Below are 25,997 nucleotides of genomic sequence, written 5' to 3' on the forward strand. Positions count from 1 at the left end.
ACAGGATTTGGTATACAGAACGTAAAATGGATGAGGAGGAATGAACTTGAAAAAATGGCGATTGAAAAAGGTTGGAATGTGTGGAACAGCAATCTTAGTATTGAGTTTACTCAATGCCTGTGCTCCACCAAAAGGCGCGGATCAAGCATCATCGAGTAAATCATCCGGTTCAAAAGAGGAGATTAAAATTGGCTTCGTTTCACAGCTTTCTGGCGGCGGAGCATTGTACGGGAAACAAATGGAAAATGGGGCCAAGTTAGCAGTGGATGAGATTAATAAGAAGGGCGGCATTTTTGGGAAAAAAATAAAGCTCATTATCCAGGATGATCAGGCCAATCCAAGTGAATCCGTAAAGGTGACCCAACGGTTAGTGACAGAGGATCGCATCAATGCATGGATTGGAACCCTGAAGAGTTCGGATACCTTAACGGATATCGGAATTACCTCCAAACAAGACATTCCTAGTTTTGTCCCTGTGGCGGTTGCAAACTCCATAACAGAATCTGACTATACCAATGTCTACCGAAACGTAGCCAACAACTCCATGCAGGCCAAGATGTTCGTAGACTACATATTGAAGAAACAGCCGCATAAGAAGCTTGCAATCATTGCTGAAAATACAGATTACGGAAGAGGGCTGTCTGAAGATTTTAAAAGATTCTTTGAAAAAGGTGGCGGGGAAATTGTTAACGTTGAATATTACAACGTTGGACAAAAGGAATTTAACGACCAATTGACAAAAATTAAGGGCAAGAAACCAGACGGGATTGTCATCAGTGGACTTGTCGCCGAAGGTGCTCTTGTTTTAAAACAGGCCCAGGATTTGGGTATGAAAACACAATGGTATAGCTTTGGCGGTTTTAGTGGAGCGGCGCCTATTAAGTTAGCCGGAAAAGCGGCAGACGGTATGATTCATACCGAGTATTTCACGCCCATTAAAGGGGACAAAAAGATTGAGACGTTTGTAAATGCTTATAAAACCAAATTTGGTGACAAACCCGATGCTTATTATTCCGCGGCAACTTATGATGCGGTAAACCTGTATGCAGAAGGAGTTAAAAAGGCAAAGACATTAGATAACAAAAAAGTGAATGACGCACTTCACTCCATCAGTAATTATCAGGGTGTCATGGGAAGCATTTCGTTCCAGGAAGACGGACAAGCCACCACAAAAGTTTGGATGGCACAAATCAAAGATGGTGCACAAACGGTTATTTTCCGTCCAGAATAAATTACTTTTACAGGAGGCAAGGATGGTTGAATTTGCGCAGACTCTTGTTAATGGGCTCGTTTTAGGAGCCTTGTATTCACTGGTTGCTTTGGGATTAACATTGATTTATGGAGTGATGGGCTTGGCCAATTTTGCACAAGGGGAATTTGCGATGATTGGAGGATTCAGCGCTTTTTTCCTTGTTCAAGAAGGTGTGTCCTATCCGCTGGCCGTAATCATCGGTTTTGCAGTGGCAGGAATCATAGGACTGCTCGTACATCTTTTAGCGTTTTATCCACTGCGGCAAAGCAATCATATTAATATGATGCTTAGTTCATTAGGGGTTTCTCTTTTCCTGGTCAATCTTGCTCAATATTTATTCTCTCCTAACCCTCAGGTCGTAAAAAGCCCTTTATCTGGAGAAAGTTTTAACCTGGGAGGCATCTTTATTTCGCAGCAGCGGGTGTTAATTGTGGTTATTAGCTTTATTCTGTGTTTGGCCACGTTCCTATTGTTAAAACATACAAAATTTGGGCGTTCCGTTCAAGCCGCTTCTCTTGATCCTGATACAGCGACACTTTATGGGGTCCCAACGAAACGAATATCCTTCATGACCTTCATATTGGGAGTGGCGTTGACGGGTATCGCCGGCGCATTGCTTGCTCCTGTTTATAATGTGTATCCCACCATGGGAATTTCCCTTACTTTAAAGGCATTCGTGGTAGTGGTTCTTGGAGGGATGGGAAATGTATCAGGTGCGATCGCCGGAGGAGTTATTGTAGGGCTGATTGAGAGCTTTGCCGGGGGCTACATTTCGACCGGTTTTCAGGATGCCATCGTGTTTACGGTTTTATTTGTAGTCCTAATTTTAAAACCTCAAGGGATTCTTACCAAAGTGCAGGGGGAGAAGGTATGAATCGGAACCGGATCCTGTTTTGGACGTGTATTCTTGTAGGAATGATCTGTATCCTATCTAGCCTGTATTTGCAAAACCTTTATATTTTGCGCGTAGCGGTTTTTGCAGTCATTGCGGCCATGCTAGCGGTAAGTGTGAACCTTCTGGTGGGTTATACAGGTCAGGTCTCACTCGGACAAGCTGGGTTTTATGGCATAGGTGCATACACGGTCGGCCTTTTGACCACACAATGGCACTGGTCCTTTTGGCTGGCCTTGTTAGCTGCTTTCATTTTGACAAGTCTTACCGGGTTAATTCTAGGATTGCCTACCACGCAGCTTAAAGGGCACTTCCTGGGGATAGCAACACTTGGTTTTGGGATTATTGTCAATGTGATTTTTAACAACTGGACATCGTTAACGGGTGGACCCAACGGAATAAGAGGAATAGCTCCACCGGAGTTGTTCGGTATTTCATTACAGTATGAGAACTACTTTTTAGGGTTTTCCCTTTTTTGTTTAATGGTGGTTGTGTTAATGGTTCATCTCGTGGTTAATTCAGCCATCGGGAGAGCGTGGAAATGTATTCGGCATGATGAAATATCTGCACAAGTGAGCGGGATCAATGTTTACGGTTATAAACTCATGGCGTTTTCCTTAAGTGGGGGGATTGCTGGGATAGCAGGCGGTCTTTATGCGGGATTCATGACGTTTATCAGTCCGGAAACGTTTGATTTAAACCAATCCATTACCATTATCACGACGGCCATTCTCGGGGGGCCAGGTACGTTGTTTGGTCCATTAGTGGGAGCAGGGGTATTGACCGTTCTTAGTGAATCTCTGAGGGCTTTAAACGAACTTCGCCTCATCATATACGGAGCGATTCTTGTAACTGTTATCGTTTTCCTTCCAGAAGGAATCTATCCCTTTATCAGTAAGAAATTGAGAAAAAGGGGTATTGCGTCCCAACTAAAGTTAAAGGACCGTAGGAGGGAATTGGATGAGCAAGATTTTAGTCAAAGCTGAACAGGTATCTGTAAAATTTGGTGGACTCTGGGCGGTTAAAGAAGTGGATGTGGACGTAAAAGCGGGTGAGATTCTAGGAATTATCGGTCCCAACGGAGCAGGAAAGTCCACATTGTTGAATGTATTGACTGGCCTACAGCGGCCATCTGCGGGGCAGATCCAAATAGATAACGGATATGTTTCCAAGAAGGACGCCTGGCAAATGGTGAAAATGGGGATCGGCCGCAGTTTTCAAACCATTCGTCTTCTCAACGAATTGACAGTGATCGAAAATTTATTAATCGGAGGACATTTATATACGAAACGGGGATTACTTGACGTTTTGGGTAGGACCGTTCGATGGAGAAAAACGGAACAGCAAATCACCAATAAAGCAATGGAACTTCTGCAGCTGCTGGGGATTGGGCATAAAGCGCAGGAAGAAATAAGTGCCCTTTCCTTGGAGGAGAGAAGAAGGGTTGAGATTGCGAGGGCTCTTATGACTCGCCCGAAGGTTCTTTTGCTCGATGAACCGGGCGCAGGATTTAGTCCGCAAGAATCCGATCAATTATGCGAACTTATTCTCTCCATTCGAAATCGTGGGGTCTCTGTTGTTCTCGTTGAACACAATATGAAGGTCATTATGTCATTAGCTGATCGAATCATCGTGCTCGACCACGGACAAAAAATTGCAGATGGCACACCGAAGGAGATTTCTGAAGATGAGTTGGTCATTCGGGCTTATTTAGGAGGGGAAGACCATGCTTGAGATCCAAGGATTACGGAGCGGTTATGGCGACATTACTGTGTTACAGGGTGTTAGCTTGAATGTAAACTCAGGGGAAATCGTGGGGATTTTAGGAGCTAATGGGGTGGGTAAAACCACCTTATTAAAAACCATTTCCAATTTAATAAAAACACGTGCCGGAACGATAAACTATCAGGGGAAAAACTTAACGCAAGTCCCGCCATCTAAACTCCTCAATCTTGGGATCGCCCATGTTCCTCAGGGCAGGAACATTTTCTCTAAGATGACAGTGGCTGAGAATCTTTACGTCGGGTTAGACAATGTAAAAAAAAGAGTCAACCCACAAGAACAGCTGGATTATGCCTTAGAGTTATTTCCTAAGCTTAAGGAAAGATGGAATCAACTCGGTGGAACGTTAAGCGGGGGAGAGCAGCAGATGCTGGCGATCGCGCGAGCACTCGTGACAAAACCCACCTTGTTGATCCTAGATGAACCATCGATGGGCTTAGCTCCTATCATTGTCAGATCCGTATTTAACGCGGTAAAGAAAATTGCACAAGACGGGACTACGATATTATTGGTGGAGCAAAATGCTGTGGCAGCTTTAAATGTAATTGATCGGCTTTATGTCATGGATATGGGAAGAATGGTTTATGAATCCCAAGAAATGAATGATAACGAATTAGAGAAAATCAAAGAGGTTTATCTAGGTGCAGGGTAATTACAAGTGTTGAAGTCGACTGACGATAAGCAGGGAAGGACAGGAGTGAGACAATATGCTGAAAAAATTAACTCAATCAGAAACATTGGCAGAAAAGGCATATCGTGAAATCAAGCAGGCCATCATCGAAGGGAGGTTTTCTCCAGGTGAACATTTACCCGAGGAAGCGATCGCTTCGATGTTAGGTATTAGCAGGACTCCTCTAAAAAAAGCCATTGAAAAACTATCATATGAAGGTTTAGTAGATTTGCGCTCCGGAAAGATCGCTCGAGTGGCGGAGTACACCCCCAATGATATCGAAAACTTTCTGCAGCTGCGTGTGCTGTTGGAGCCCTTCAATGTTGAACAGATTGTTAGAATACCAATCTCGGAGGAGAAGATGAGCGAGCTTGTTGAATTGGTGGAAGAACAGAAAAAAGCCATTGAAGATAACGATTTGTACCAATTTATTCAGCTGGATGCCGAATTTCACCTTTCATTAGCGAAGCTGAATCCAAATCAAAAACTCCAGCAATTTATTGAACAACTGAACAATAACCTCCATCGCCGGTATCTAATACTGTCAAAGACATTGGAGTATGGTTCCAAAACGGCATACGAAGAACATGTATCCATTTTAAAGGCCCTTCAAAAAGGAAATCCAGAGGAAGCGGGTAGAGCGATGAAAACACATATCCAGAACGTTGAAAACAGGATAAGAGGGTATCAAGCTTCCTCTTTACACTGAGTTAAGTTGGAGGTTCGGCATGAAACATCTGGTGAATAAAAGGGTAAAAAAGTTAGAGGTCACAGGTATACGAAAATTTTCGAACATGTTAGTGGATTACCCCGAAGCCATTAATTTAACGCTTGGACAGCCAGACTTTCATACACCAGACCATATTAAGAACATAGGAATATCCGCCATTATCGAAAATAAAACAGATTATACAATGAACGCCGGATTGCTTGAGCTGAGAACAGCCGTAAGTAATATTATGTATGATAAGTACAGGCTAGCCTACAACCCTGAAAACGAGATCATTATAACGAATGGAGCGAGTGAGGCGATCGATACGGCTTTCCGTACCATACTAGAAGAAGGCTGTGAAGTTATCTTGCCAGCGCCGACTTATCCAGGATATGAGCCGTTAATCGAACTTTGTGGGGCCGTACCCGTTTATCTAGATACGAGTAGAAACGGATTTTTACTGACTGCAGAGATGATAGAAAAACATGTGACAAAGAAAACCCGTTGTATCGTATTAACCTATCCGTCAAACCCCACAGGGAAAGTAATAGGTGAGGGAGAGCTCGAAAAGATCGCGCGGCTTCTTATCGATAAAGAAATTTTTGTCATTTCAGATGAAATCTACAGCGAACTGGTTTATGACGGAAGCCATCATTCCATTGCTTCGTATTCTAGTTTACGTGCCAAAACCATTGTAGTGAACGGTATATCCAAATCTCATTCCATGACCGGTTGGCGAATCGGCTACGTCTGTGCACCCTCGTACCTGGCGGAGGAAATGTTGAAAGTTCATATGTATAATTCCGTTTGTGCTAGTTCTATCAGTCAATACGCTGCCATTGAAGCGTTAACTAATGGAACGAATGATCCATTGGAAATGAGAAAGGAATACAAAAAGCGGAGAGATTACATGTATGAGCGGCTGTTCAATATGGGGTTTGATGTCGTTAAACCAGACGGTGCCTTTTACCTCTTTCCTTCTATTAAAAAGTGGAACATGAAATCGTTTGATTTCGCCATGCAGTTGCTTCGATCTGAGGGAGTGGGGGTGGTGCCTGGTGATGCATTTACACCTTTCGGAGAAGGTTTCATCCGAATCTCTTTTGCTAATTCTCTTCAACAATTAGAAGAAGGATTAAATAGGATAGAAAGGTTTGTTAAGAATAAAAAAATCAATAGGGTTAATATTCCGAAAGGGCTAGTTCCTAAAAACCGTATCGAATAGCAAACCAGAGGAGCTGTTTTGATTAAAGATGAAACAGCTCCTGTTTTGAAGGATATGGAGGATTAAACAAGCGATTAGGACTAACAGTTATTTACTCGCGATGTATAGAAAACTAGCATTAAGTCGTTCTTTAAAGACACAACAGCGGCGCCTATGCTAACGGTTATAAAACAAGTCGGCTTTATTAATTACCCCTAGCCAATAGGTCTTATTCAGTTTGCCCTGAATCTGTTTTTTTTGTAGAACATGTTGGTTACGCCTATACCGCCTTACCAGACTAGAGCGACTTGAGTGATTTCAATTACCTCCCAAACGGGCAAAAAAGTGACTTTTATATTGTTCCTCAAATTCCAGTCGATACCATGGTTTTAAGAAATTCCGCAAAGCGCCACCATTAACCTAGTTCCACATTGCAAACTCCAATTTGCACTTCCGCTTACTGTACAAAAATTAAGTTAATTTCAGTAATATTCAAACTATTCCTTTACACTAGGTCGCTGTTTTTATATAATTTGCATTATTCATATAAAATTGCGGTGTTTAAGGGAGGAAAAAACAATGGCTCAAACTTCAACATTGGTTAAAGTATCCGCTACCGGCAAGTGGGAATCCGGCGTTAAAACCAATCATTCTGTACGACAATTTTCCCCTTTTTCGATGGACGAACCTGTAGAATTAGGAGGTACTGATACCTCGCCAAATCCGATTGAATATGTGGCTGCAGCTCTTAATGGTTGCAATGGGGTAATGATTCCGTTAGTAGCCCAAGAAATGGGCTTTACTTTCACTGGAATTGACTTCAAAACGAGCGGAATTTTAGATACACGCGGACTCATGGGAGAAGAAGGAGTATCACCGCATTTTCAAAAAATTCGTTTTCAAGTGGATTTACAAACAGAGGAAAGCGAAGAGAGAGTTCAACAATTGAAACAAGAGGTGGAGCGCAGATGCCCGGTTTATAATCTTTTTGTAGATGCTAACATTGACATTCATACCGTTTGGAAGAAGAATTAGAATTTAGAAGCGTAAGGTTAATAATAGACAGTAATAAAAGACTCTTAGGTGGTGAGAAGATGGCTCCGGTTTAGGCTGGCCCTTCTACCCGGAGTCGGGGGTTAGTCACCCCCTCCTACTCGATTATAAAGCAAATTAGCTAATTTTGACCTATTCACCAAACTAAATATCTTTGTTGAAGGTATTAAATGTTATTACCAGTGCATTATGATTGTTAGCATTTTATCCATTGATTTTTAATGATAAATATCTATATTATAAAAAATAAGAAAACCCCTCTCAAAATGAAACTATTGAGAGAGGGTTGTCGACGGATATCTAACTATTCCTAACCATATTCTTCTACTTATTTAATACAGTACTTTCTGATTTCTGCAAGGTATTGTACGAAATACTTAAATCTATATTTTGTCCAGATTTTCTAACGGCTGGCTGGTAGTTTTGATTAAAATCAAGACTTAGTATACCAGGAACAGAATAATGACCTGCCGGGTCTACTGCGTATTTGCAATAAACGATCATTTCAAGGTCAATATCTGCATATGCAAAACCCTCTTCATTTTTCGGAACAATATTACTGATTACCGTACTCTCAGGTGAGATGATTTGTGTACATCCACCACCTTGCTGGATAATTTGTCTTTGATAATCATTTTGACAGAGTTTATCAATCATTTCTTGTGTAATAATTTGTGTAGACATTAACGTAAAGCAACCCGCTGCTGCTGAGTAATATTTACTTGCCGTCACATTTGGTCCTTCTGTAAATAGGGTACCTATGTTGCAGCTAAAGGCTGGCCATGATCCTACATGAACCTGTTCATTTAATGAATTCATTGCAGCAATATTTAATGGAATCATATGTTCCCAGCATTGGAGTCCACCTAAATTTCCAATTTCAGTGTCGAAAACCTTCATCATGCTCCCATCACCTTCGCCCCATATGTAGCGTTCAGCACCTGTTGGCTTCAGCTTACGATGTTTCCCCATCAAATTTCCATTCGGATCAAACCAAAGTTGGGTGAGATAGAGAGAACCTCCGTCAAGTTCAGTTACGGAAACACAAACGTAAGTTCCAGTATTTTTAGCAGCTTCACTAATCTTGCTTACCGCTTTGCCTGGAATCTCAACTGCGTTTTTATATAATTCTGCATAATATGGGGCACCATATGCGCCGGGATCACCTAACCAGATCCACCATGGGTAACCAGGAATAAAAGATTCAGGAAAAGCTACTAGAGTCGCTCCATTGTTTGCAGCTTCTTCTATCAATTTACATGTTTTCTCAACAGTAGCATCTAAATCTAGAAATACAGGGGCTGCTTGAACAGCTGCAGCACGGAATTTAGGATAAGTCTTTCCCATAATTAAAACCTCCTATTATAATTTTGTGTAACTTTTTACGATTGGAAGTATGTAAAAGCAATAAAGCATAGATGAGAGTAATGAAAATTTGAACACCTGCATAAACTTATTATTATGGTAGCGCTTCCGAATTTAAAGTTAATTTAAGTTTATTAGAACGGTACTCTATTAGTCAACATATATTATTCAAATTTTCCGAAAATACCCCTGATAGATAGATTTAGTTGTGAGTGTTAAACAAAATTCAGATGAGTTAGGGATATCATGATCGACTTGAAACCACTATTTCAACCAGACGAAGGAAATAGATGCGTATAAACAGTGAAAGAGTTATAGCCAGCTGAAAATTTACGATTCGTAACGCAAAAGGGTGAAATACAAAAAGAGACATAAAAAAAGCAGACGCGCGTCTGCTTTCCTCCTCCGGATCATTGAATGCTGGAAAGCGATTTATCGAGGAAAAAGCCAGACGATTTGATGAAAACAACCGAATTTTAAAAGAAATCTTTTCAAAAAGCAAAAAAAAATAAAACATGATATATTTTCAAAGGACTTGCAGGCTCGGTCATATGACCGTGCTTGCAAGTTTTTTTGTTGCAATATTCTTGAAATAACATTTGTAATTGGATATGAAGTTCATGAGAAAAATGTGATTTACCATAGAACAGTCAAATAGCCTTGGATGGTGGAATTACCAATCGATGCCATTGCGGCTGGAATGAAAGCACAAATTATTCAAACGGAAAAGGGTTTGAAAAGTATTTGACACGGTAGGGGGAGAAAACCTCAATCGTTCTTTTGAAGCCGCCGCGATGCATGGAACGGTCAGCCATTGCAGCCCGCTCACCACATAATCTTTCACCAATGCATGCAAAGGGGCTTTCCCTGCATGTCACCTTTATGAAATTAAACATTCTAAGTGCGGTAGGGCGAAAACATCATGGTGAGATTTTGAAAAGAGTTGCCCAAGTAGTTGAGGAGGGGAAGCTTCGCCCGCTCGTTGATTCCATCAGCTTTACGTTTGATGAAGTCTCGAAAGCGGACGATTACCTGGAGTCCGGGAAGGCAATAGGCAAAATCGTTTTATCTAACAAGTGGTAACGATTATCCTCAAGTCGTTCAGGTTTTGTACAGGTATTTTAAGTCTATTAACAGAAAAAATAGCTGGAGAACCCTTGTATTCAAGGGTTCCTTTCCTTTTATGGAGATCCATAAAAGGATGAATGAAACACCTTAATAAATTTTACCCGAAGGTATCATACTAGACTTGTTCTTCAGTTGGTTCTTGTAATGATCGATATATCCCTTTATAGAAGGTTTGAAAATGTTTGTGTTTCTACTTTAAACAAATGTTTAAATGTTTATAGTAGTTAGGGACATGGCATTATCACTTTGTGCTATGTCCTTTCTTATTCGTTGGGGGTGTTTTCTATTTTTTTGCTGTGTAGCACCCAAAGAAGAATTATGTTATAACCAGTTTTTGAAAATTATAAATGCCTCTTTTTTATTGAGTGATGCGAATTATTCCCCGTAGCTTTCAATCAGGTTGGCCATATGGGCATAAGCACCACCTGCCAACAGAGCAGCTGCAACTAAAATAGCTTCTGATAGCTCTTCTTTTGTTGATCCTGCTCGTTGGGCAGATTTTGTATGAACGTCAATGCAGTACGGGCATTCTGTGGTATGGGCTATTGAAACTGCTATTAATTCTTTTAACTTTGCATTTAATTTTCCTTCTTTGGTTGCTTCAGTGCTGAAACGGGAATATGCGCTAAAACCATTAGGGATTAATTGTTTCAAATTGGCTAACTTTTTAAGATTGGATCGGCGATAGAGGGTATCATTGGCATCTTGATCAAGGGCATTTTGCATATGAGTGCTATGAGTAACTGCTCCTCCGGCTTCAAGTGCAGCTGTTACAAACACTGCTTCTACCAATTCTTCGAGGGATGCACCCGATGTTTTGGCATTACGGGTATGCACATCAATACAATAAGGACACTCAGTTGCGTGCGCCACAGCGACAGCAATAATTTCTTTATCCTTTTTTGTAAGAACGCCTTCTTGCATTACGGTTCTACTAAAATTTTCGTACGCTTGCTGTTGTGCAGGGGCTAATTCGCCCAGCTTAGCAAGATGACGTAAGTTTTCCCTTTGATATAAGTTGTTTGCCATCATTTATATTCCTCTCTTAAAAAATGCTTGTTTTAAATTCAAAGTCCATCCTTTATTACTTCCTTAGATTCACCTTGGCCTGTTCCATTTTTTTATAATATCCATTTTGAATAAGAGTATTCAAAGCTTGTCAAGCCGTATTTTACTAGGAATTAAAAATCAGTAGGTATTTTCTTGGACACAGAGCCGCCTGCTTTTTCCTGCCTGGTATGCAGCTGATACCGGTTTACAAAACTTTGCGAAAAACAAAGAAAACAGGGAAAAGTGCAATTGTAGGTAAACCCTTACCGCACCATTTAATATAAAAATAGGAAACATTTTAGAAATTATTGCATAAAAAATAGTTTAAATTGAGATGTTATGTAAAAAAGGAGGTGAGTACATAATGGCAAATCGTAGTGGTGGTAATCGTAATCAAGTATTAGTACAAGGTGCACAACAAGCACTTGATCAAATGAAATATGAAATCGCAACTGAATTTGGTGTGCAACTTGGAGCTGACACAGTTTCTCGTGCTAACGGTTCAGTAGGTGGTGAGATTACAAAACGTCTTGTTGCTCAAGCACAATCGCAACTTTCCGGAGGTTTTGGTGGAGCATCTCGTTAATTGTAGGTAATAATGTATAAGTTTTACTTCTCTTAAACAAAACATAAATAGATCAGGCTGCTAAAAAAATAGGTAGCCTTTCCGTATTTTCGATTCAAAACTAGATCTCCTTTTTTAAAAGAGCAAAGGGATAACAAGAGGAGGTCTACAATGGCGAAGCAGACTGAATGTTATCCCAATAATCATTAACATCAACAAAAGGATAAATAAATATCCATTTTTTGTGTTAAATAAATGTAAATTTACTACATAACAATCGTTGTTTTGAACAAAAAATTTTTAAACTGGATTTATAAATACCGAAAAGCTTCTTCACAACTGGCATCGAGCGACCAAACAATTACTGTGGTAAGGTAAGGCTCACGACAGTCGGGAATTAGATGTATGACGAGCAATTAAACTAACAACATTTAAAAGACCAAGATAAAAGCAAAGCTCCCAATAGAGGGAGCTTTTTCAATGGGATCAACTAATTTTAAGAGTATTATCTGTCTCCCACAAATAATGGGCATGTGTGCCATCTACAAATTACCCGTTAAGCACAATCAAACAATTTGATGGAACCAGTGTTTTGCATTGGCGGTGTTAACCTATTTTCTTTGACATTTACAATTGAGCTGTCCAACACGAGACTGGTTATGCTTTTGATGATGATAGTTGATGTCAAGAGTTTACGCCATTTATTACATTGTTGAATGTTCAACTTTCTCCCTTTAATCTGAATTTTCCATTCTAGTTAAAGAAGGTTATTGATGAATGAAAGCGCTTCTTATAAAATTTAAATAGACACAAATCTATAATAAAAGCGTATCCCCCAATATTCAAGAAGGGACTTAATCACCACGTATCACAAAAAAATTATATTTTTACACAAGAAGCTTTTATATTGGCTTGTACTAAAGAATATACAAAGAAGAGTATACCATCGTTAAGAGCCAATAAACACAGTGGAATGTATGACAAAATATGGTTGTAATAGATACAACGATTTGGATGGTATCAGAGGTACAAGAAGATTCAAAATCGGTAGTTAAACATAGTGGTACCAAAAAACAACAGCAAAATGAAATTTATGGAAATAAGGAGAAAAGAGGGAAATCATGAACGTAGAGATTGTTTTAAGGGAACTGATAAAGGACTTTGAGGAAAAGCTTAAAAGGGAGTTACTCCCAAAAGAAATCGATTTCTTAAAAGACATTCTCTCCAATGAACGAGATGACGAAACATCCAGTTAAATTCTTTGTAATTCCCTTTTTATATTTCTTTTTTTTAATTCTTTAGCGAGTAAGTCAATAAAATCCGGGGCTAACATTAGATTTTTAGCTTCAACATAAGCCTTCATTAGAGATTTGTTAGACATCTTGTCTAAAGTCATCTGTACCATTCCTTTCTAACCGATCAGACACTTTATGTACAATTATAGTAACGTTTTTAACAAAAATTAACCCTTATTTTGTCCTATTGTTTCGACAATTCCCTTTTTTTTGTTCATTTTGAACAATCACCCCAGTTTCGGTTCATGCTCTTTTTTTTGAATTAATTTGATGAGACATCGACCTCCTATGTTAACCAAACTTGCTTGCGACGATATTTGTTTTCTTCCACTCACGTATGGGGAACGTTTAACCACTCCAGAGCCAGAAAGTTGTAATCAGGAATTATTAAAGAAATTACGGTTATATGCAATCTCTCCCACATAAGCTTTTCACCACATCGTGTATCCGCTTTTCTACAACGATCAATGGTAGTGGCTCGAATACTCCCGCTAGTTGTAGCACCTGCTAATATGATGGTATCTTTGTTTTCTATCATTTAAAAGGTTATTTAGTTCACGTTGTGGAAATAGTCTTTTGAGGAAAAGGAGGGATGTTATGAGCAAGTGTAACATGGATCACTCAAAAGATGATGTCAAACGTAAATACGAGGCACGGAAGGAAGAACTTCCAGAAGATATTTGTGGGTTATTTGATGATTTTTTAAACAGGAATAACTCACAACCCACCTTAAATGAGATGTTTCATCTTCTCAAAAAATATGATTTAGTTGATGAATTGGAAAGATTAGAACGAAATAGAAATATGAGATCGTTACTTCTTAAATAGGGATGTAATAAGACTTCCTATTACAGGGGTGCTGACAATTCAATAGGCATTTTAGAACTTGTGTCGATCTTTCGACATAAATTCTTTTTAATGGGGAATTTTTATGATAGGAAGAATAGAAGAAACGGTCTAAATCGTTTTTCGGAATATGCCCCTTTAAATGACTATAATTTCACGTACCGTAATTTTATCAAAAAAAAAATGAATTTTCTATTCACTTTCTATACCTGCCCATTGTTATTAAGCGAAAGAACTGACTGCCTGCAAAAGAATGCCCTTGTATGAGGTGAAAACGCTCACTGTGTTTTTAATGAGCAATGTGAAAAGAGATGGCTGCTTGTTTTAGCTTCATGGTCCATCGTTCAGCTTTACGGGAGGCATTGCATGTTGACGTTTTAGAAAAGGGACGTTAACACCATTATACTTTCCTGGATTTGTTTTAAATTTTAAAACAGCTAGTTCTGCAGCATCTTATCTTTTACCGAATTAGTAACATAAGATTCAACTCATTACCTAAGATTCCCTGAAAACAGGTATGAAATAGGTATGAATGCCTGTTTCATACCTAGATCTTAATTAAAAAACCGAAGGTCGGGAGGAATTGGACATTAACCAGAAATATTTGGTCATCTTAGAGCTTCGTTTCGAAATTTTTTAATTGATCATTGTCCAACAGCTTAGGAACTTAATAGACAATGTTCAAAAAATAGGGGGTATACCACACTAAAAAAATAAATAGATGAAGTTGTTAATATGCTTAAGGAAGCTGAAAATGAGCGGGGCTATGGCATTCAAGGGTGTTCCCATAAGTAGTAACTATGTCATACGTTGTTTACTGACAAGGCGTGAGCTCTCGAAGTGCTTTTTTACGAGTCGATATAAAAAGTGTCTTCATACCTGAAGAGAGTATCCTATTAAAAAGACAATGGGACAGGACGAGACAAAATGAGACAACCGTCTCGTTTTGTCTCGTTTTTTATGTCTGTGAATCTGCAAATGCCTTTTGCTGAGGGGTTTTTTATGTTGGCATGAATCTTGCTACTTAGTAAAGTGCAGTTTTAAAACAAGGAAAGACAGGAGGCTGACGTATGGAAACGACGCAAAGTCAAAACAAAGAAACATTAACACGGGACAAGGCGCAGTGGATTTATCGGAAGATGCTGGAGATCCGCAAGTTTGAAGACAGGGTGCATGAATTGTTCTCGCTCGGGAAATTGCCTGGATTCGTTCACCTTTATGCCGGGGAGGAAGCGGTGGCAGTGGGTGTATGTGCGCACCTGTCCGACCGTGACAGCATTACGAGTACGCACCGGGGGCACGGCCATTGTATTGCCAAGGAATGCGGATTAAACGGCATGATGGCTGAGATTTTTGGAAAAGTAACAGGGCTCTGTAAAGGAAAGGGAGGATCCATGCATATTGCTGATTTTGACAGGGGCATGCTTGGAGCCAATGGAATTGTCGGCGGAGGCTTTCCATTAGCCTGCGGAGCAGCCCTGACAGCCAAGTATAAAAAGACCAATAATGTAAGCGTTTGCTTTTTTGGTGACGGGGCCAACAACCAGGGAACGTTTCATGAGGGCATTAATTTAGCTGCTGTCTGGAAACTGCCGGTCGTGTTTGTCGCAGAAAACAATGGCTACGGTGAAGCCACACCATTCTCCTATGCCTCCAGCTGCAAAACCATCGCAGACCGTGCGGCAGGCTACAGCATTCCTGGTATTACCGTGGATGGAAAAGATGTTCTGGCTGTATACAAAGCGGCAGAAGAAGCAGTGGAACGGGCGCGACGTGGCGAGGGGCCAACATTAATTGAGTGCGTGACCTACCGCAATTATGGCCACTTTGAAGGAGATGCAGAGAAATACAAGCTGGAGCAGGACAAGAAAGAACAGAAAGAGACAAAAGATGCGATTATTAATTTCAGAAAGCATGTGCTGGAAAATGGCCTGTTTGCTGAAAATGAGCTGGTGGAAATGGAGAATGCCGTTGATCTGGCAATTGAAGAAGCGGTAAGATTCAGCGAAGACAGTGAATATCCGGATGCGTCCGATTTATTGAATGATGTGTATGTAAGCTATTAAACAAAAAGGAGGCAACGATAATGGGAAGAACAATCAGTATGTCCGATGCAATTAATGAGGCGATGAAGCTCGCGATGAGAAAAGATGAAAATGTACTCCTTCTGGGAGAAGACGTTGCCGGCGGTGCACAAGTGGACCATCTACAGGATGATGAGGCCTGGGGCGGTGTGCTTGGCGTAACCAAAGGGCTCGTTCAGGAATTTGGAAGGGAGCGGGTGCTGGATACACCGATTACAGAGGCCGGCTATGTCGGCGCAGCGATGGCTGCCGCATCCACTGGTCTTCGTCCGATTGCCGAGCTGATGTTTAACGACTTTATCGGCACATGCCTGGATCAGGTGCTCAATCAGGGGGCGAAGTTTCGCTACATGTTTGGTGGGAAAGCAAAAGTACCGATTACCATACGGACGACACACGGAGCCGGCTTTCGGGCAGCAGCCCAGCATTCCCAAAGTCTCTATGCGTTGTTCACGGCCATTCCCGGAATTAAAGTGGTGGTTCCTTCCACTCCTTACGATGCCAAAGGACTGCTCCTGAAGGCCATTGAAGATGATGATCCGGTAATCTTTTTTGAAGACAAGACGCTTTATAACATGACAGGAGACGTGCCGGAAAATTACTATACCATTCCATTCGGTGAGGCGGATATTAAACGAGAAGGAACCGACCTTACCATTGTGGCGATCGGCAAAATGGTTCAGGTCGCGCTGACAGCAGCTGATCAGTTGGCATCAAAAGGAATACAGGCTGAGGTTGTGGATCCAAGGAGTCTATCGCCTCTTGATGAAAACACTATACTCGGATCCGTAGCCAAAACAAACCGCGTGGTGGTCATTGATGAAGCGAATCCGCGCTGCAGCATGGCGACAGACATTGCGGCACTCATTGCCGATAAAGGATTTGATTCACTGGATGCTCCGATCAAGCGTGTCACGGCTCCTCATACACCGGTTCCATTTTCGCCTCCGCTGGAAGACCTTTACCTTCCGACAGCGGAAAAAGTGGTGGCAGTGGTATCAGAATTACTGGGAGAAAACGCACTCAGCGTGTAACGATCAAGGAAGGGAGAGGAACGAACATGGCCATAAATGTTATCATGCCAAAGCTCGGTATGGCGATGAAAGAAGGAACCGTTTCCGTCTGGAACAAAAAAGTAGGCGATTCGGTACAAAAAGGAGAACTGATCGCCAGCATCAATTCTGAAAAAATAGAAAAGGAAATTGAGTCGCCTGGAGAAGGAGTCCTTCTGGAGATTGCGGTAGAAGAGGGACAGGGCGTGCCGCCTGGAACTCCGATCGCCTATATCGGGCAGCCGAATGAAACGATCGTAAAAAACGAGGCCAGGGAAGAGGCAGCAGCCAGTATCACCGCAGAGCCAAAGAGGCAAACCCTGACGGTAAAGGAGCAAGAAAAGACAGATTCTCCTGCTGCTGGTGAAAAGGTCAGAATTTCGCCTGTTGCCAGAAAAATGGCCGCCCAGGCCAATCTGGACATCCAAAACCTGACGGGAACAGGGCCGGGAGGAAGGATTACAAAAGAAGATGTGCAAAAGGCACTGGAGACAAAATCTCAAATGTCCCAGCCAGAACCGGCTGCTCTTAAACAAAACGAATCGCCAGCTTTGGCGGATCAGCCATCAAGGCCCCTTTCCGGCATACGCAAGGTCATTGCAGAACGGATGCAAAGAAGTCTTCTGAACACTGCCCAGCTGACCATCAACATGAAGGTGGATATTACCGAATTGAAAACGCTCCAGGCTCAAAGCGCGCCATCTGTACAACGCAGGTTTGGAGCGAAACTCACGTTGAATGATTTTATTGCCCGGGCGATTGTTTTATCGTTGCAAGAACACCCTGTGATGAATAGCACTTTCATTGAAAATTCCATTCAGGAAAGTGAAAACGTCCATCTTGGCATGGCGGTTGCACTTGCAAATGGACTCGTTGTTCCGGTGATTAAAAATGCGGAATCACTTTCTTTGTCGCAATTGTCCGCAGCCATCCGGACCGCGGCAGATCAAGCAAGAGAAGGGAAGCTCAGCAATGAAGAGATGAAGGGCTCAACCTTTACGGTAACCAACCTCGGAGCGTATGGAGTAGAGCATTTTACGCCAATTCTGAACCCTCCGGAAAGCGGAATTCTGGGCGTAGGGGCAGCAGAAGACCAGCCGGTGTATAAAGGAGAACAGCTTGAACGCTGCAGCATTCTGCCGCTGAGCCTGACATTTGATCACCGGATAGTGGATGGAGCGCCGGCTGCCGCCTTTTTAAGGACAATTAAACAGTATTTAGAAGAGCCGTTTGCAATGCTTGTATAGAAAGAAGGTGGACGTGATGGAAACAATCGCAGTGATCGGAGGCGGGCCTGCTGGTTACGTTGCTGCAATCACCGCAGCACAGCAGGGGAAAGAGGTTATCCTGATGGATCAAACAGCCTTGGGAGGCACCTGCTTAAATAAAGGCTGTATGCCCACAAAAACACTTCTGGAAACCGCGGAAGTGCTGGAGAAAATTCAGCATGCAGAGGAATTTGGCGTCTCGATCTCCTCTGCAGAAGCTGTCATTAACTGGGACAAAGTTCAACAGCGCAAGAACTCGATTAAAAATCAGCTTGTCTCGGGCATTCAGTATTTGATGAAAAAGAACCAGGTGACCGTGATTCATGGAAAAGCCAGGTTTGTTACAGCGAACACGTTGAGGGTTGATGAAAACAGCGGCTCTGAACGATTCATAGATTTTGATTCTTGCATCATCGCCGCAGGGTCGGAGCCAGCTGAGCTTCCGTTTGCTCCGTTTGACGGAGAATGGGTTTTTCACAGCGGCCAGGCCATGGAGCTCAAAGCCATTCCGCAAACGCTTCTCATTGTTGGAGGAGGAGTGATAGGCTGCGAGTTTGCCAGTATTTACAGCCGGTTTGGAACGAAGGTAACGATGATTGAGATGGCAGATCAGTTGCTGCCGGGCGAAGACCGGGACATTGCCGCTGTGCTTGAGGACAGGCTGAGAAGGGACGGTGTAGAAGTACATACGTCTGCCTCATTAAAAATGCTTGAGGCACATACGAAGACCGCCATTTACGAAGCTGATGGACAGCGGATTGAAATGAAACCTGATAAAGTTATGGTTTCTGTGGGAAGGATACCTCGTGTAACCGGCCTGGGCCTTGACGATATTGGCATAGTGACTGAAAAAGGCGGAATTCAAGTCAATGAGTACATGCGGACGAACTTGCCGCACATTTTTGCTGCAGGCGATGTGACAGGAGGAATTCTGCTTGCCCATGTGGCCTTTCATGAAGGGACGGTAGCTGCATTAAATGCCTGCGGCACCCGCAAACAAGTGAATTACAAAGCGGTCCCCCGGTGTATTTACACATCTCCAGAAATCGCCAGTGTCGGCTTGACACAGAGGCAGGCACAAGAACAATACGGGGACGTGAAAACAGGGGAGTTCTCTTTTGGAGCCAACGGAAAAGCATTGATTCTCAATGAGCCTTTTGGAAAGGTAAAAGTAGTGATTGATCCGGAGTACAATGAAGTGCTCGGCATTTCCATTGTCGGTCCGCGTGCGACTGAACTGATTGGGCAGGGAACGCTCATGCTTCACGGCGAGTTAACCGTGGACGCTCTTGAGGATTTCATCGCTGCCCATCCCACTCTGTCTGAAGCCATTTCAGAAGCCATTGCCAGTACAATCGGTCAGGCGGTCCATGCCTGATTTAAAAAGGAAGGGATGAAGATAGATGCAGGAAACCAAAACAGCCATCGTCACCGGATCCGGCCAGGGCATTGGGCGAGCCATTGCATTGCGGCTGGCAAGTGACGGGTTTAACGTAGTAATCAATGATGTTGATAAGGGGAAAGCAGAAAGCGTCGCAGAGGAAATCGAACGTCTTGGAAGAAAAGGTCTGGCCGTTCAAGCGGATGTCAGCAATAGGGACGAGGTTTTCGGTATCGTATCACAGGCTCAAGAAGCGTTCGGCAGTGTGGATGTAATGGTTTCCAATGCAGGGATCGCCCAGGTAAAGCCCCTGCTCGAGGTAACCAAAGAAGATTTGGAGCACATTTTTAATGTGAATGTATTTGGTGTGTTGTACGGTATTCAGGCAGCTGCAGAGCAGATGAAAAAACAGCAGAGCGGCAAAATTATTAGTGCCTGCAGCATTGCCGGTTATAAAGGCTTTAGCCTCCTTGGTGTGTATTCAGCTACCAAATTTGCGGTCAGGGGGCTGACACAGGCGGCTGCCCAGGAACTGGCACAGTTTGGGATTACGGTAAACGCCTATTGTCCCGGCATTGTCGGAACACGAATGTGGGAACATATCGATGAACGAATGGCAGAATATATGGATTTAAAAAGAGGGGAAGCGTTCAGGCAGTTTTCTGAGGGAATTGCCCTGGGCCGTCCGGAAAAACCGGAGGATGTCGCACAATTTGTTTCTTATCTGGCTTCCGATGATTCTAACTACATGACTGGCCAATCCATAATGATTGATGGCGGTGTCGTTTTTTCCTGAAAAATTCAGATCATTAGCGCCGCTTACGGGCACGGCATTTACGTGCCCTCTTTTCATGCTGATTGTAAGCGTTTTAAATCTCCGATATAATAAGAAAAACACACGGAAAATTCTAAAATATTTTGGTTGTTGGACAAGCTTTGTTTCCCGCACTCTTATTAGGATAGAGGAGGTCAAAATGCTTGCGTCTAACTGTTATTTGAGCACTTGGAAGCGGTTTGTACATGAAGGAGTTCTCGATCCATCCCGGTTGAATAAGCGCATTCAGGAATCCTGGCACAGGTGCAAAGATGTCAAAGTGGATCCTTATCTGACCAAGGGACGCCATATTTTATCACAGCAGGAGCTGCTCCATCATAAAAAGAAAAGTTCCTTCTTTTTAGAAGCGGCCCAGCCCCATGTCACACGAATGAAAGAGGCTATCCATGAGCTTGGAATGATGGCGCTTTTAATTGATTCCGAAGGCTATGTTCTGTCACTCACCGGCAGCCGGAAGATTATTGCTGACGCCTCGAAAATCAATTTTATCGAAGGGGTCAAATGGACGGAAGAAGAAGTGGGCACCAATGCCATCGGTACGGCCCTTCAAACCAAAGAGGCCGTATTTGTCAGCGGAACAGAGCACTACTCCATCGCATCACATCAATGGAGCTGTTCTGCCGTGCCTGTGCGTGACCCTGAAGGCAGGATACTCGGTGTTTTGGATGTTTCCTGCCCGGTAGATTCAGCTCATCCGTATATGCTCGGTGTTGTGGCTTCGATTTCACAGGCCATTGAACAGGAACTGAGAATCCAGACCTGCCAGATGGAGATGGAACTCATCCAGCAGTCCATGGACATGATTGAAACCCATCCCAACCTGGTGATCTGCAGCCCTTCCGGTAAGATTTTAGCCATGGGCCAAGCCCTTCGCCGAAGATGTACGGATTTGGCTGGAATGAAAATCACTGAGGCCATTCAATTTGGCCTGATCAAGGAAACCCAAGTGCCATTATATAATGACCAAAAAAGCATCATTGGCTATTGTGTCCGTCTTGTGCCCAATCAGCAGAGCCCGCGATTTCAAGGCCGGAACACAGCCGTCAGTTCTTCTTTTGCCTTCCCTGGCGAAACGGGCAGAAGTGCTGCCTTTCAACAAACGATCGAAGAGATCCAACGGGTTGCGCCCCGTTCTCTGAGTGTCTATATTTCAGGAGAAACCGGTACAGGAAAAGAGCTGGTGGCGCGTGCGATTCATGAAAACAGTCCAAGAAAAAAAGGACCGTTCGTCGCCGTAAACTGCGGGGCACTTTCGGCAGAACTGCTGGAAAGTGAACTATTCGGCTATGCACCGGGTGCATTTACAGGCGCAAAAAAACAAGGGACCGAAGGGAAATTTCAGCAGGCGGACGGAGGAACCATTTTTCTTGATGAAATCGGGGAAATTCCACCATCCATGCAGGTGGCTCTTCTGAGAGTGCTTCAGGAGAAAAAAGTCACCCTTGTAGGAGGGACTAAGGAAACCCCGGTCGATTTCCGGGTGATCTGTGCCACTCATCAGGATCTGGGACAGCTCGTTCAGAAAGGGTCTTTTAGGAAAGATTTATTTTATCGGCTTCACGTCTATCCGCTGGCTGTTCCTGCACTCCGCGAGAGAAAGGAAGATATCCCAGATCTTATCCGGTATTATTGCGAGAAAAACGGCATTGTTCCAAACTGGCCGGAGCATTTTATGGAAAAAATGATGGCCTACCACTGGCCCGGCAACATCAGAGAGTTGTTTAATGTGATCGAACGGCTGCATATTTTGCCTGCGGCCGCAATGGACACGGATCAACTGAATCGTCTGCTGCTGCCATTGGAACATCAGGAAACAGACTACGGATTCCCCGTAAAAGAGGAACCATCTTTTTCCTTTCGCGATAAAGTACAGCGTGATGTGATCATGGACGCACTAAAGAAAACAAAAGGAAACGTGACGCTCGCTGCAAAACTGTGTGAAATCCCGCGAAGCACCTTTTATAAAAAAATTCAAAAATTCGGGCTTTGAACAGTTTTTGCAAAGATGGCAACTAAAGTTGTAGCCGCCTAAATATACCACAAGTCAGAACGAGACAAACCCCTCTCCAATTTTATATTGGTAGAGGGGTTTGTCGACGTTCTGAAAGCTCCCAATAGAGGGAGCTTTTTCAATGGTCAACTAATTTTAAAATTATTTTCTGTTTCCCACAAATAATGGACATGTATGCCATCTACAAATGACCCGTCAAGCACAATCATCTCTTACATCATTCAATTAATCTTTAACTTAAATGGAGAAATTTATCTAATGAAAGAAAAAAAGCTTCAAAATGAAAAACAGAAGGGTTCGTAAGAACTCCTTCTGGGGATTTTTAAACCGGACATTTTGGTGAAGTTTTTACCGGCCTTGACATAATCCCTTAAACTGCATGATTGGAAAACTTTTTACCGTTAATAAACAAGATTCATATATTTACAATATTCGAAGTTTTCAGTATAATTTATTCAATACGTTTAATATATTTTAAACAAATTGAACAAATTGAAGGGGAGGGAGTTGTATTGCCGTTTGAAAAGTGTGAATTTAAAATCCGATTAAATAAGACTAAAATTGAGATGCAAAAGAGAGGAATCGAACTTTTGATTAGCACGAATCCGGCTAACATAAATTATCTATCAGGCTATGATGGTTATTCGTTTTATGTCGTCCAAGGGCTGGTGGTACTGTTGGATGAACCAGAACCCATCTGGATTGGAAGGAATATGGATGTTCCTGGTGCTTTGTTTTCCACGTGGTTAAGTGGAGAAAATATACGAGGATATGAAGATGATTATTTTCAGTCAGACACCAAACATCCGATGCATTTTTTTGCTGATATTTTAAAAGAGCGAGGGATAACCAACCAAAGGATCGGGCTCGAATGGGGCCAAGATTCCTTTAATGTTACATCTTATAATGAATTGCAAAAAAAGATGCCCGATTGTAAGTTTACCGATGCATCATTTCTAATCAATCAAGTGAGAATGATTAAATCGGAAACAGAGATTAACTATATGAAAATAGCAGGTAATATCACTGTGAATGCTATGAAGGTTGCCATCGATGCAATTGGCGAGGGAATGAGGGAATCTGATGTAGCGGCAGACATCTATCAGACCTTAATCAGAGGCACGGGTGAATATGCTGGAGACTATCCAGCGATTATTCCATTATTGTCTTCTGGTGAGAAAGTATCAGCTCCACATCTATCATGGACGAACCGTCGTTATAAAAGAGATGATATTGTTTCTATCGAGTTGTCAGGTTGTTTGCATCGTTATCACACACCATTAGCAAGAACGATATACATAGGAGCTCCCTCACAAGAATACATGGACATTGTCAATGTCGTACAAGAAGGCTTAAATAACATGCTAGAATTCATAAAACCGGGGATCACGTGCGCTGAGGTTGCGGAAGAATGGAATAAAGTATTATCTCAATCGAGCGTTACGAAGGAATCCCGAGTCGGTTACCCCATTGGAATCGGCTATCCGCCCGATTGGGGTGAACAGACCGTAAGTATTCGTGCTGGTGATACAAGTATTTTACAAAAGAACATGACCTTTCATGTTCTCCCTGGTCTCTTTCAAGCAGAAATTGGGTTTGTGGTAAGCGAATCGATAAGAATAACAGAAAACGGATGTGAACTTCTAACCAATCTATCTAATGACTTAATTGTTAAATGAATCGAATCGTTAACGGCAAATCGGGACAAAGCGTTTTCTCCCCTATTTATGGTCGTATGTTTATTGATATGAAATAAAAGCATGAGTTCAAGAAAACAAGTTAACTGTATGCTGTACCACCCTTAAGATGTTTAACTAAAATAAACTTTCGAAGGAGAGGTATCAATGAACAAAAGCCGTAAGCTTATCTCACTACTGATGATTCTGTTGCTTAGCTTCTCGCTAGCTGCGTGTTCAAGCAAGAGATCAAACAGTGAACAAACGGGTTCGAAAGGCGTTTTCATTTTTGCGCGTGGAGGAGATGCCGTTTCCCTGGATCCTTCAGAAGTCACTGACAGCGAGTCAGAGAATGTTTCTCAGAGTATTTTAGAAACACTAGTAACCTTTGCTGAAGGGAAAACCACCGTTAAACCTCTATTGGCAACGAAATGGTCCATGTCAGATGATGGCTTGACCTACACATTCAAACTTCGTAAAGGGGTAAAATTTCAGGATGGAACAGATTTTAATGCCAAAGCCGTCGAGTACAATTTCAACCGCTGGATGAATGCAAAAGACCATGACAAATTTTACATGTATGGTTCAGTTTTTGGCGGCTTCAGCGGTGATAAAAATCATGCCATTGAAGCAGTGGATGCGGTTGATCCCCATACCGTTACATTTAAATTGAAATATCCAAAACCCACATTTTTAAAAGATCTTGCATTAACCCCATTTTCTATTTCTAGCCCTTCAGCGATTAAGAAACAAGGAGATAAATATGGCAGTCATCCAGTTGGAACGGGTCCATTTATCTTTAAAGAATGGAAACGAGACGATCGAATAGTATTATCCAAAAATAAAAATTATTGGTTAAAAGGATTTCCAAAGCTGGATCAGGTCATATTTCGAACCATCAAAGAAAACAGTGCACGCTTAAATGCATTACGGAGTGGGGAAGTCGATATGGCGGACGGACTTGATTCTGGGAATATTGAACAAATTCAAAACAATAAAGATTTTCAAATTTTGAATAGACCTCCTCTTAACATTGGATATTTAGGGTTTAATGTAAAAAGAAAACCATTCGACAATAAGTTGGTTCGCCAAGCGCTAAATATTGCTGTAGATAAGAAAGCAATGATCAAATCATTTTTTGCCGATCAGGCGATTCCCGCGAAAAACCCAATTCCGCCTACGATCGATGGCTACAATAATGAGATAGATGCTTATCCTTATGACCCTCAAAAAGCAAAAGCTCTATTAAAAAAGGCGGGTTATCCGGATGGTTTTAAAATGGAATTATGGGCTATGCCTGTATCTCGTCCATATATGCCTGATGCCGACAGAGTGGCTGAATTCCTGCAGTCAAGCTTTGAAAAAATCGGCGTTAAGGCAAAAATAGTCACCTACGAATGGGGCACGTACCTAGATAAGGTAAAAGGCGGGGAAGCTGATTCATTTCTTCTTGGATGGACAGGCGCTAACGGAGATGCGGATGACTTCATTTACACGTTATGGCATGAAAAAAACATTGGAAGCATGAATTCAACCTTCTATGCGAATAAGGAACTAAATAGCCTGTTAGATGAAGCAAGAACAAGTATAGATCAAGAAAAGCGCAAACAGCTCTACCGTCGAGCACAAGAAATCATGCACGAGGATGCGCCGATTCTTCCATTAGTTCATACAACACCCGCGTTGGCAGCTAGAGCGGATATTACTGGTTTCGATCCCCATCCGACAGGAAGAGTCATTACAACAAAGATTGCATTCAAATAGAGAGTGGCGCTGGGAAATGAGAGAGAGGGGCGGCTTCTTGGGAGTAGCCCTTCTATCTCTAAATGAAATAGTTTTAAAAAGTTCTCATCAATGGTAATTAAGGAGCAGAAGG

22 protein-coding genes and 2 pseudogenes are annotated in these 25,997 nt (G+C 42.2%); 21 read left to right on the forward strand and 3 right to left on the reverse strand.

Features of this window, described 5'->3' with window-relative positions:
* Positions 1–46: 46 nt before the first annotated feature.
* The 8 genes from AR335_RS09410 (at position 47) to AR335_RS09445 (ending at position 7,547) form a co-directional block, all read left to right on the forward strand.
* Positions 47–1,231 carry an ABC transporter substrate-binding protein gene (locus tag AR335_RS09410; protein WP_062234727.1) on the forward strand — a complete coding sequence of 395 codons (1,185 nt, stop codon included), beginning with the start codon at positions 47–49 and terminating at the stop codon, positions 1,229–1,231.
* A 22-nt stretch (positions 1,232–1,253) separates the two neighbouring features.
* Positions 1,254–2,126, forward strand: coding sequence for a branched-chain amino acid ABC transporter permease (locus AR335_RS09415; RefSeq protein ID WP_062234730.1), 873 nt, complete (start codon positions 1,254–1,256; stop codon positions 2,124–2,126).
* Positions 2,123–3,130, forward strand: a complete 1,008-nt coding sequence (locus AR335_RS09420) for a branched-chain amino acid ABC transporter permease (protein ID WP_062234734.1) — start codon at positions 2,123–2,125, stop codon at positions 3,128–3,130. The genes AR335_RS09415 and AR335_RS09420 overlap by 4 nt, the downstream gene beginning before the upstream one ends.
* Complete coding sequence (locus AR335_RS09425; RefSeq protein ID WP_062234737.1) at positions 3,105–3,878, forward strand: ABC transporter ATP-binding protein; 774 nt, start codon at positions 3,105–3,107, stop codon at positions 3,876–3,878. Before AR335_RS09420 ends, AR335_RS09425 begins: the two co-directional genes overlap by 26 nt.
* A complete protein-coding gene (locus tag AR335_RS09430; RefSeq protein WP_062234740.1) occupies positions 3,871–4,578 on the forward strand; it encodes an ABC transporter ATP-binding protein in 708 nt (235 codons plus the stop codon). The genes AR335_RS09425 and AR335_RS09430 overlap by 8 nt, the downstream gene beginning before the upstream one ends.
* Before the next feature lie 55 nt (positions 4,579–4,633).
* On the forward strand, positions 4,634–5,305 hold the full coding sequence (locus AR335_RS09435; RefSeq protein ID WP_062234743.1) for a GntR family transcriptional regulator: 672 nt from the start codon (positions 4,634–4,636) through the stop codon (positions 5,303–5,305).
* A 19-nt stretch (positions 5,306–5,324) separates the two neighbouring features.
* Entirely contained in the window at positions 5,325–6,533 is a 1,209-nt protein-coding gene (locus AR335_RS09440; protein ID WP_062234745.1) for an aminotransferase A, read from the forward strand.
* Between the two features lie 558 nt (positions 6,534–7,091).
* Positions 7,092–7,547 (forward strand): OsmC family protein, encoded by a 456-nt coding sequence (locus AR335_RS09445; protein ID WP_062234748.1) that lies wholly within the window; start codon positions 7,092–7,094, stop codon positions 7,545–7,547.
* Between the two features lie 342 nt (positions 7,548–7,889).
* On the opposite strand, the gene AR335_RS09450 is transcribed toward AR335_RS09445, so the two are convergent.
* Positions 7,890–8,912 carry a carbon-nitrogen hydrolase family protein gene (locus AR335_RS09450; RefSeq protein WP_062234751.1) on the reverse strand — a complete coding sequence of 341 codons (1,023 nt, stop codon included), beginning with the start codon at positions 8,910–8,912 and terminating at the stop codon, positions 7,890–7,892.
* A 732-nt stretch (positions 8,913–9,644) separates the two neighbouring features.
* On the opposite strand from AR335_RS09450, the pseudogene AR335_RS09455 reads away from it, so the two are divergent.
* A pseudogene (locus AR335_RS09455) lies at positions 9,645–10,013 on the forward strand (zinc-binding dehydrogenase); the annotation flags it as partial.
* Between the two features lie 420 nt (positions 10,014–10,433).
* On the opposite strand, the gene AR335_RS09460 reads toward AR335_RS09455, so the two are convergent.
* A complete protein-coding gene (locus AR335_RS09460; protein ID WP_234293242.1) occupies positions 10,434–11,090 on the reverse strand; it encodes a carboxymuconolactone decarboxylase family protein in 657 nt (218 codons plus the stop codon).
* Positions 11,091–11,265: 175 nt separating this feature from the next.
* On the opposite strand from AR335_RS09460, the pseudogene AR335_RS23910 reads away from it, so the two are divergent.
* From AR335_RS23910 to AR335_RS25160, 3 genes and pseudogenes are all read left to right on the forward strand, one after another.
* Positions 11,266–11,367, forward strand: a pseudogene (locus AR335_RS23910) (hypothetical protein); the annotation flags it as partial.
* Between the two features lie 105 nt (positions 11,368–11,472).
* Positions 11,473–11,694 carry an alpha/beta-type small acid-soluble spore protein gene (locus AR335_RS09465; protein ID WP_062234757.1) on the forward strand — a complete coding sequence of 74 codons (222 nt, stop codon included), beginning with the start codon at positions 11,473–11,475 and terminating at the stop codon, positions 11,692–11,694.
* A 1,100-nt stretch (positions 11,695–12,794) separates the two neighbouring features.
* The gene (locus AR335_RS25160) at positions 12,795–12,929 is read left to right on the forward strand and encodes a hypothetical protein (protein WP_255357565.1); all 135 of its coding nucleotides are present in this window, start codon (positions 12,795–12,797) and stop codon (positions 12,927–12,929) included.
* On the opposite strand, the gene sda is transcribed toward AR335_RS25160, so the two are convergent.
* A complete protein-coding gene (sda, locus tag AR335_RS25495) occupies positions 12,926–13,078 on the reverse strand; it encodes a sporulation histidine kinase inhibitor Sda (protein ID WP_082683430.1) in 153 nt (50 codons plus the stop codon). The two genes, AR335_RS25160 and sda, sit on opposite strands and share 4 nt — an antisense overlap.
* 487 nt (positions 13,079–13,565) lie before the next feature.
* On the opposite strand from sda, the gene AR335_RS09470 reads away from it, so the two are divergent.
* The 9 genes from AR335_RS09470 to AR335_RS09510 all read left to right on the forward strand — a co-directional run bounded on the left by AR335_RS09470 (position 13,566) and on the right by AR335_RS09510 (position 25,885).
* Positions 13,566–13,796: a hypothetical protein gene (locus tag AR335_RS09470; protein ID WP_062234759.1), complete on the forward strand. Its 231-nt coding sequence runs from the start codon at positions 13,566–13,568 to the stop codon at positions 13,794–13,796.
* Positions 13,797–14,884: 1,088 nt separating this feature from the next.
* A complete protein-coding gene (locus tag AR335_RS09475) occupies positions 14,885–15,880 on the forward strand; it encodes a thiamine pyrophosphate-dependent dehydrogenase E1 component subunit alpha (RefSeq protein ID WP_062234762.1) in 996 nt (331 codons plus the stop codon).
* 20 nt (positions 15,881–15,900) lie between these two features.
* Positions 15,901–16,932: an alpha-ketoacid dehydrogenase subunit beta gene (locus AR335_RS09480; protein WP_062234765.1), complete on the forward strand. Its 1,032-nt coding sequence runs from the start codon at positions 15,901–15,903 to the stop codon at positions 16,930–16,932.
* A gap of 26 nt (positions 16,933–16,958) precedes the next feature.
* Positions 16,959–18,197, forward strand: coding sequence for a dihydrolipoamide acetyltransferase family protein (locus AR335_RS09485; RefSeq protein ID WP_062234767.1), 1,239 nt, complete (start codon positions 16,959–16,961; stop codon positions 18,195–18,197).
* Positions 18,198–18,213: 16 nt separating this feature from the next.
* The gene (lpdA, locus tag AR335_RS09490; protein ID WP_062234772.1) at positions 18,214–19,596 is read left to right on the forward strand and encodes a dihydrolipoyl dehydrogenase; all 1,383 of its coding nucleotides are present in this window, start codon (positions 18,214–18,216) and stop codon (positions 19,594–19,596) included.
* A gap of 25 nt (positions 19,597–19,621) precedes the next feature.
* On the forward strand, positions 19,622–20,395 hold the full coding sequence (locus AR335_RS09495) for an acetoin reductase (RefSeq protein WP_062234777.1): 774 nt from the start codon (positions 19,622–19,624) through the stop codon (positions 20,393–20,395).
* 178 nt (positions 20,396–20,573) lie between these two features.
* Complete coding sequence (locus AR335_RS09500) at positions 20,574–22,424, forward strand: sigma-54-dependent Fis family transcriptional regulator (RefSeq protein ID WP_062234782.1); 1,851 nt, start codon at positions 20,574–20,576, stop codon at positions 22,422–22,424.
* A 533-nt stretch (positions 22,425–22,957) separates the two neighbouring features.
* Positions 22,958–24,124 carry a M24 family metallopeptidase gene (locus tag AR335_RS09505; RefSeq protein WP_234293243.1) on the forward strand — a complete coding sequence of 389 codons (1,167 nt, stop codon included), beginning with the start codon at positions 22,958–22,960 and terminating at the stop codon, positions 24,122–24,124.
* 165 nt (positions 24,125–24,289) lie between these two features.
* A complete protein-coding gene (locus AR335_RS09510; RefSeq protein ID WP_062234785.1) occupies positions 24,290–25,885 on the forward strand; it encodes an ABC transporter substrate-binding protein in 1,596 nt (531 codons plus the stop codon).
* Positions 25,886–25,997 lie beyond the last annotated feature (112 nt).

The sequence above is a fragment of the Fictibacillus sp. FJAT-27399 genome, assembly GCF_001510655.1.
Taxonomy (GTDB): Bacteria; Bacillota; Bacilli; order Bacillales; family Fictibacillaceae; genus Fictibacillus_C; species Fictibacillus_C marinisediminis.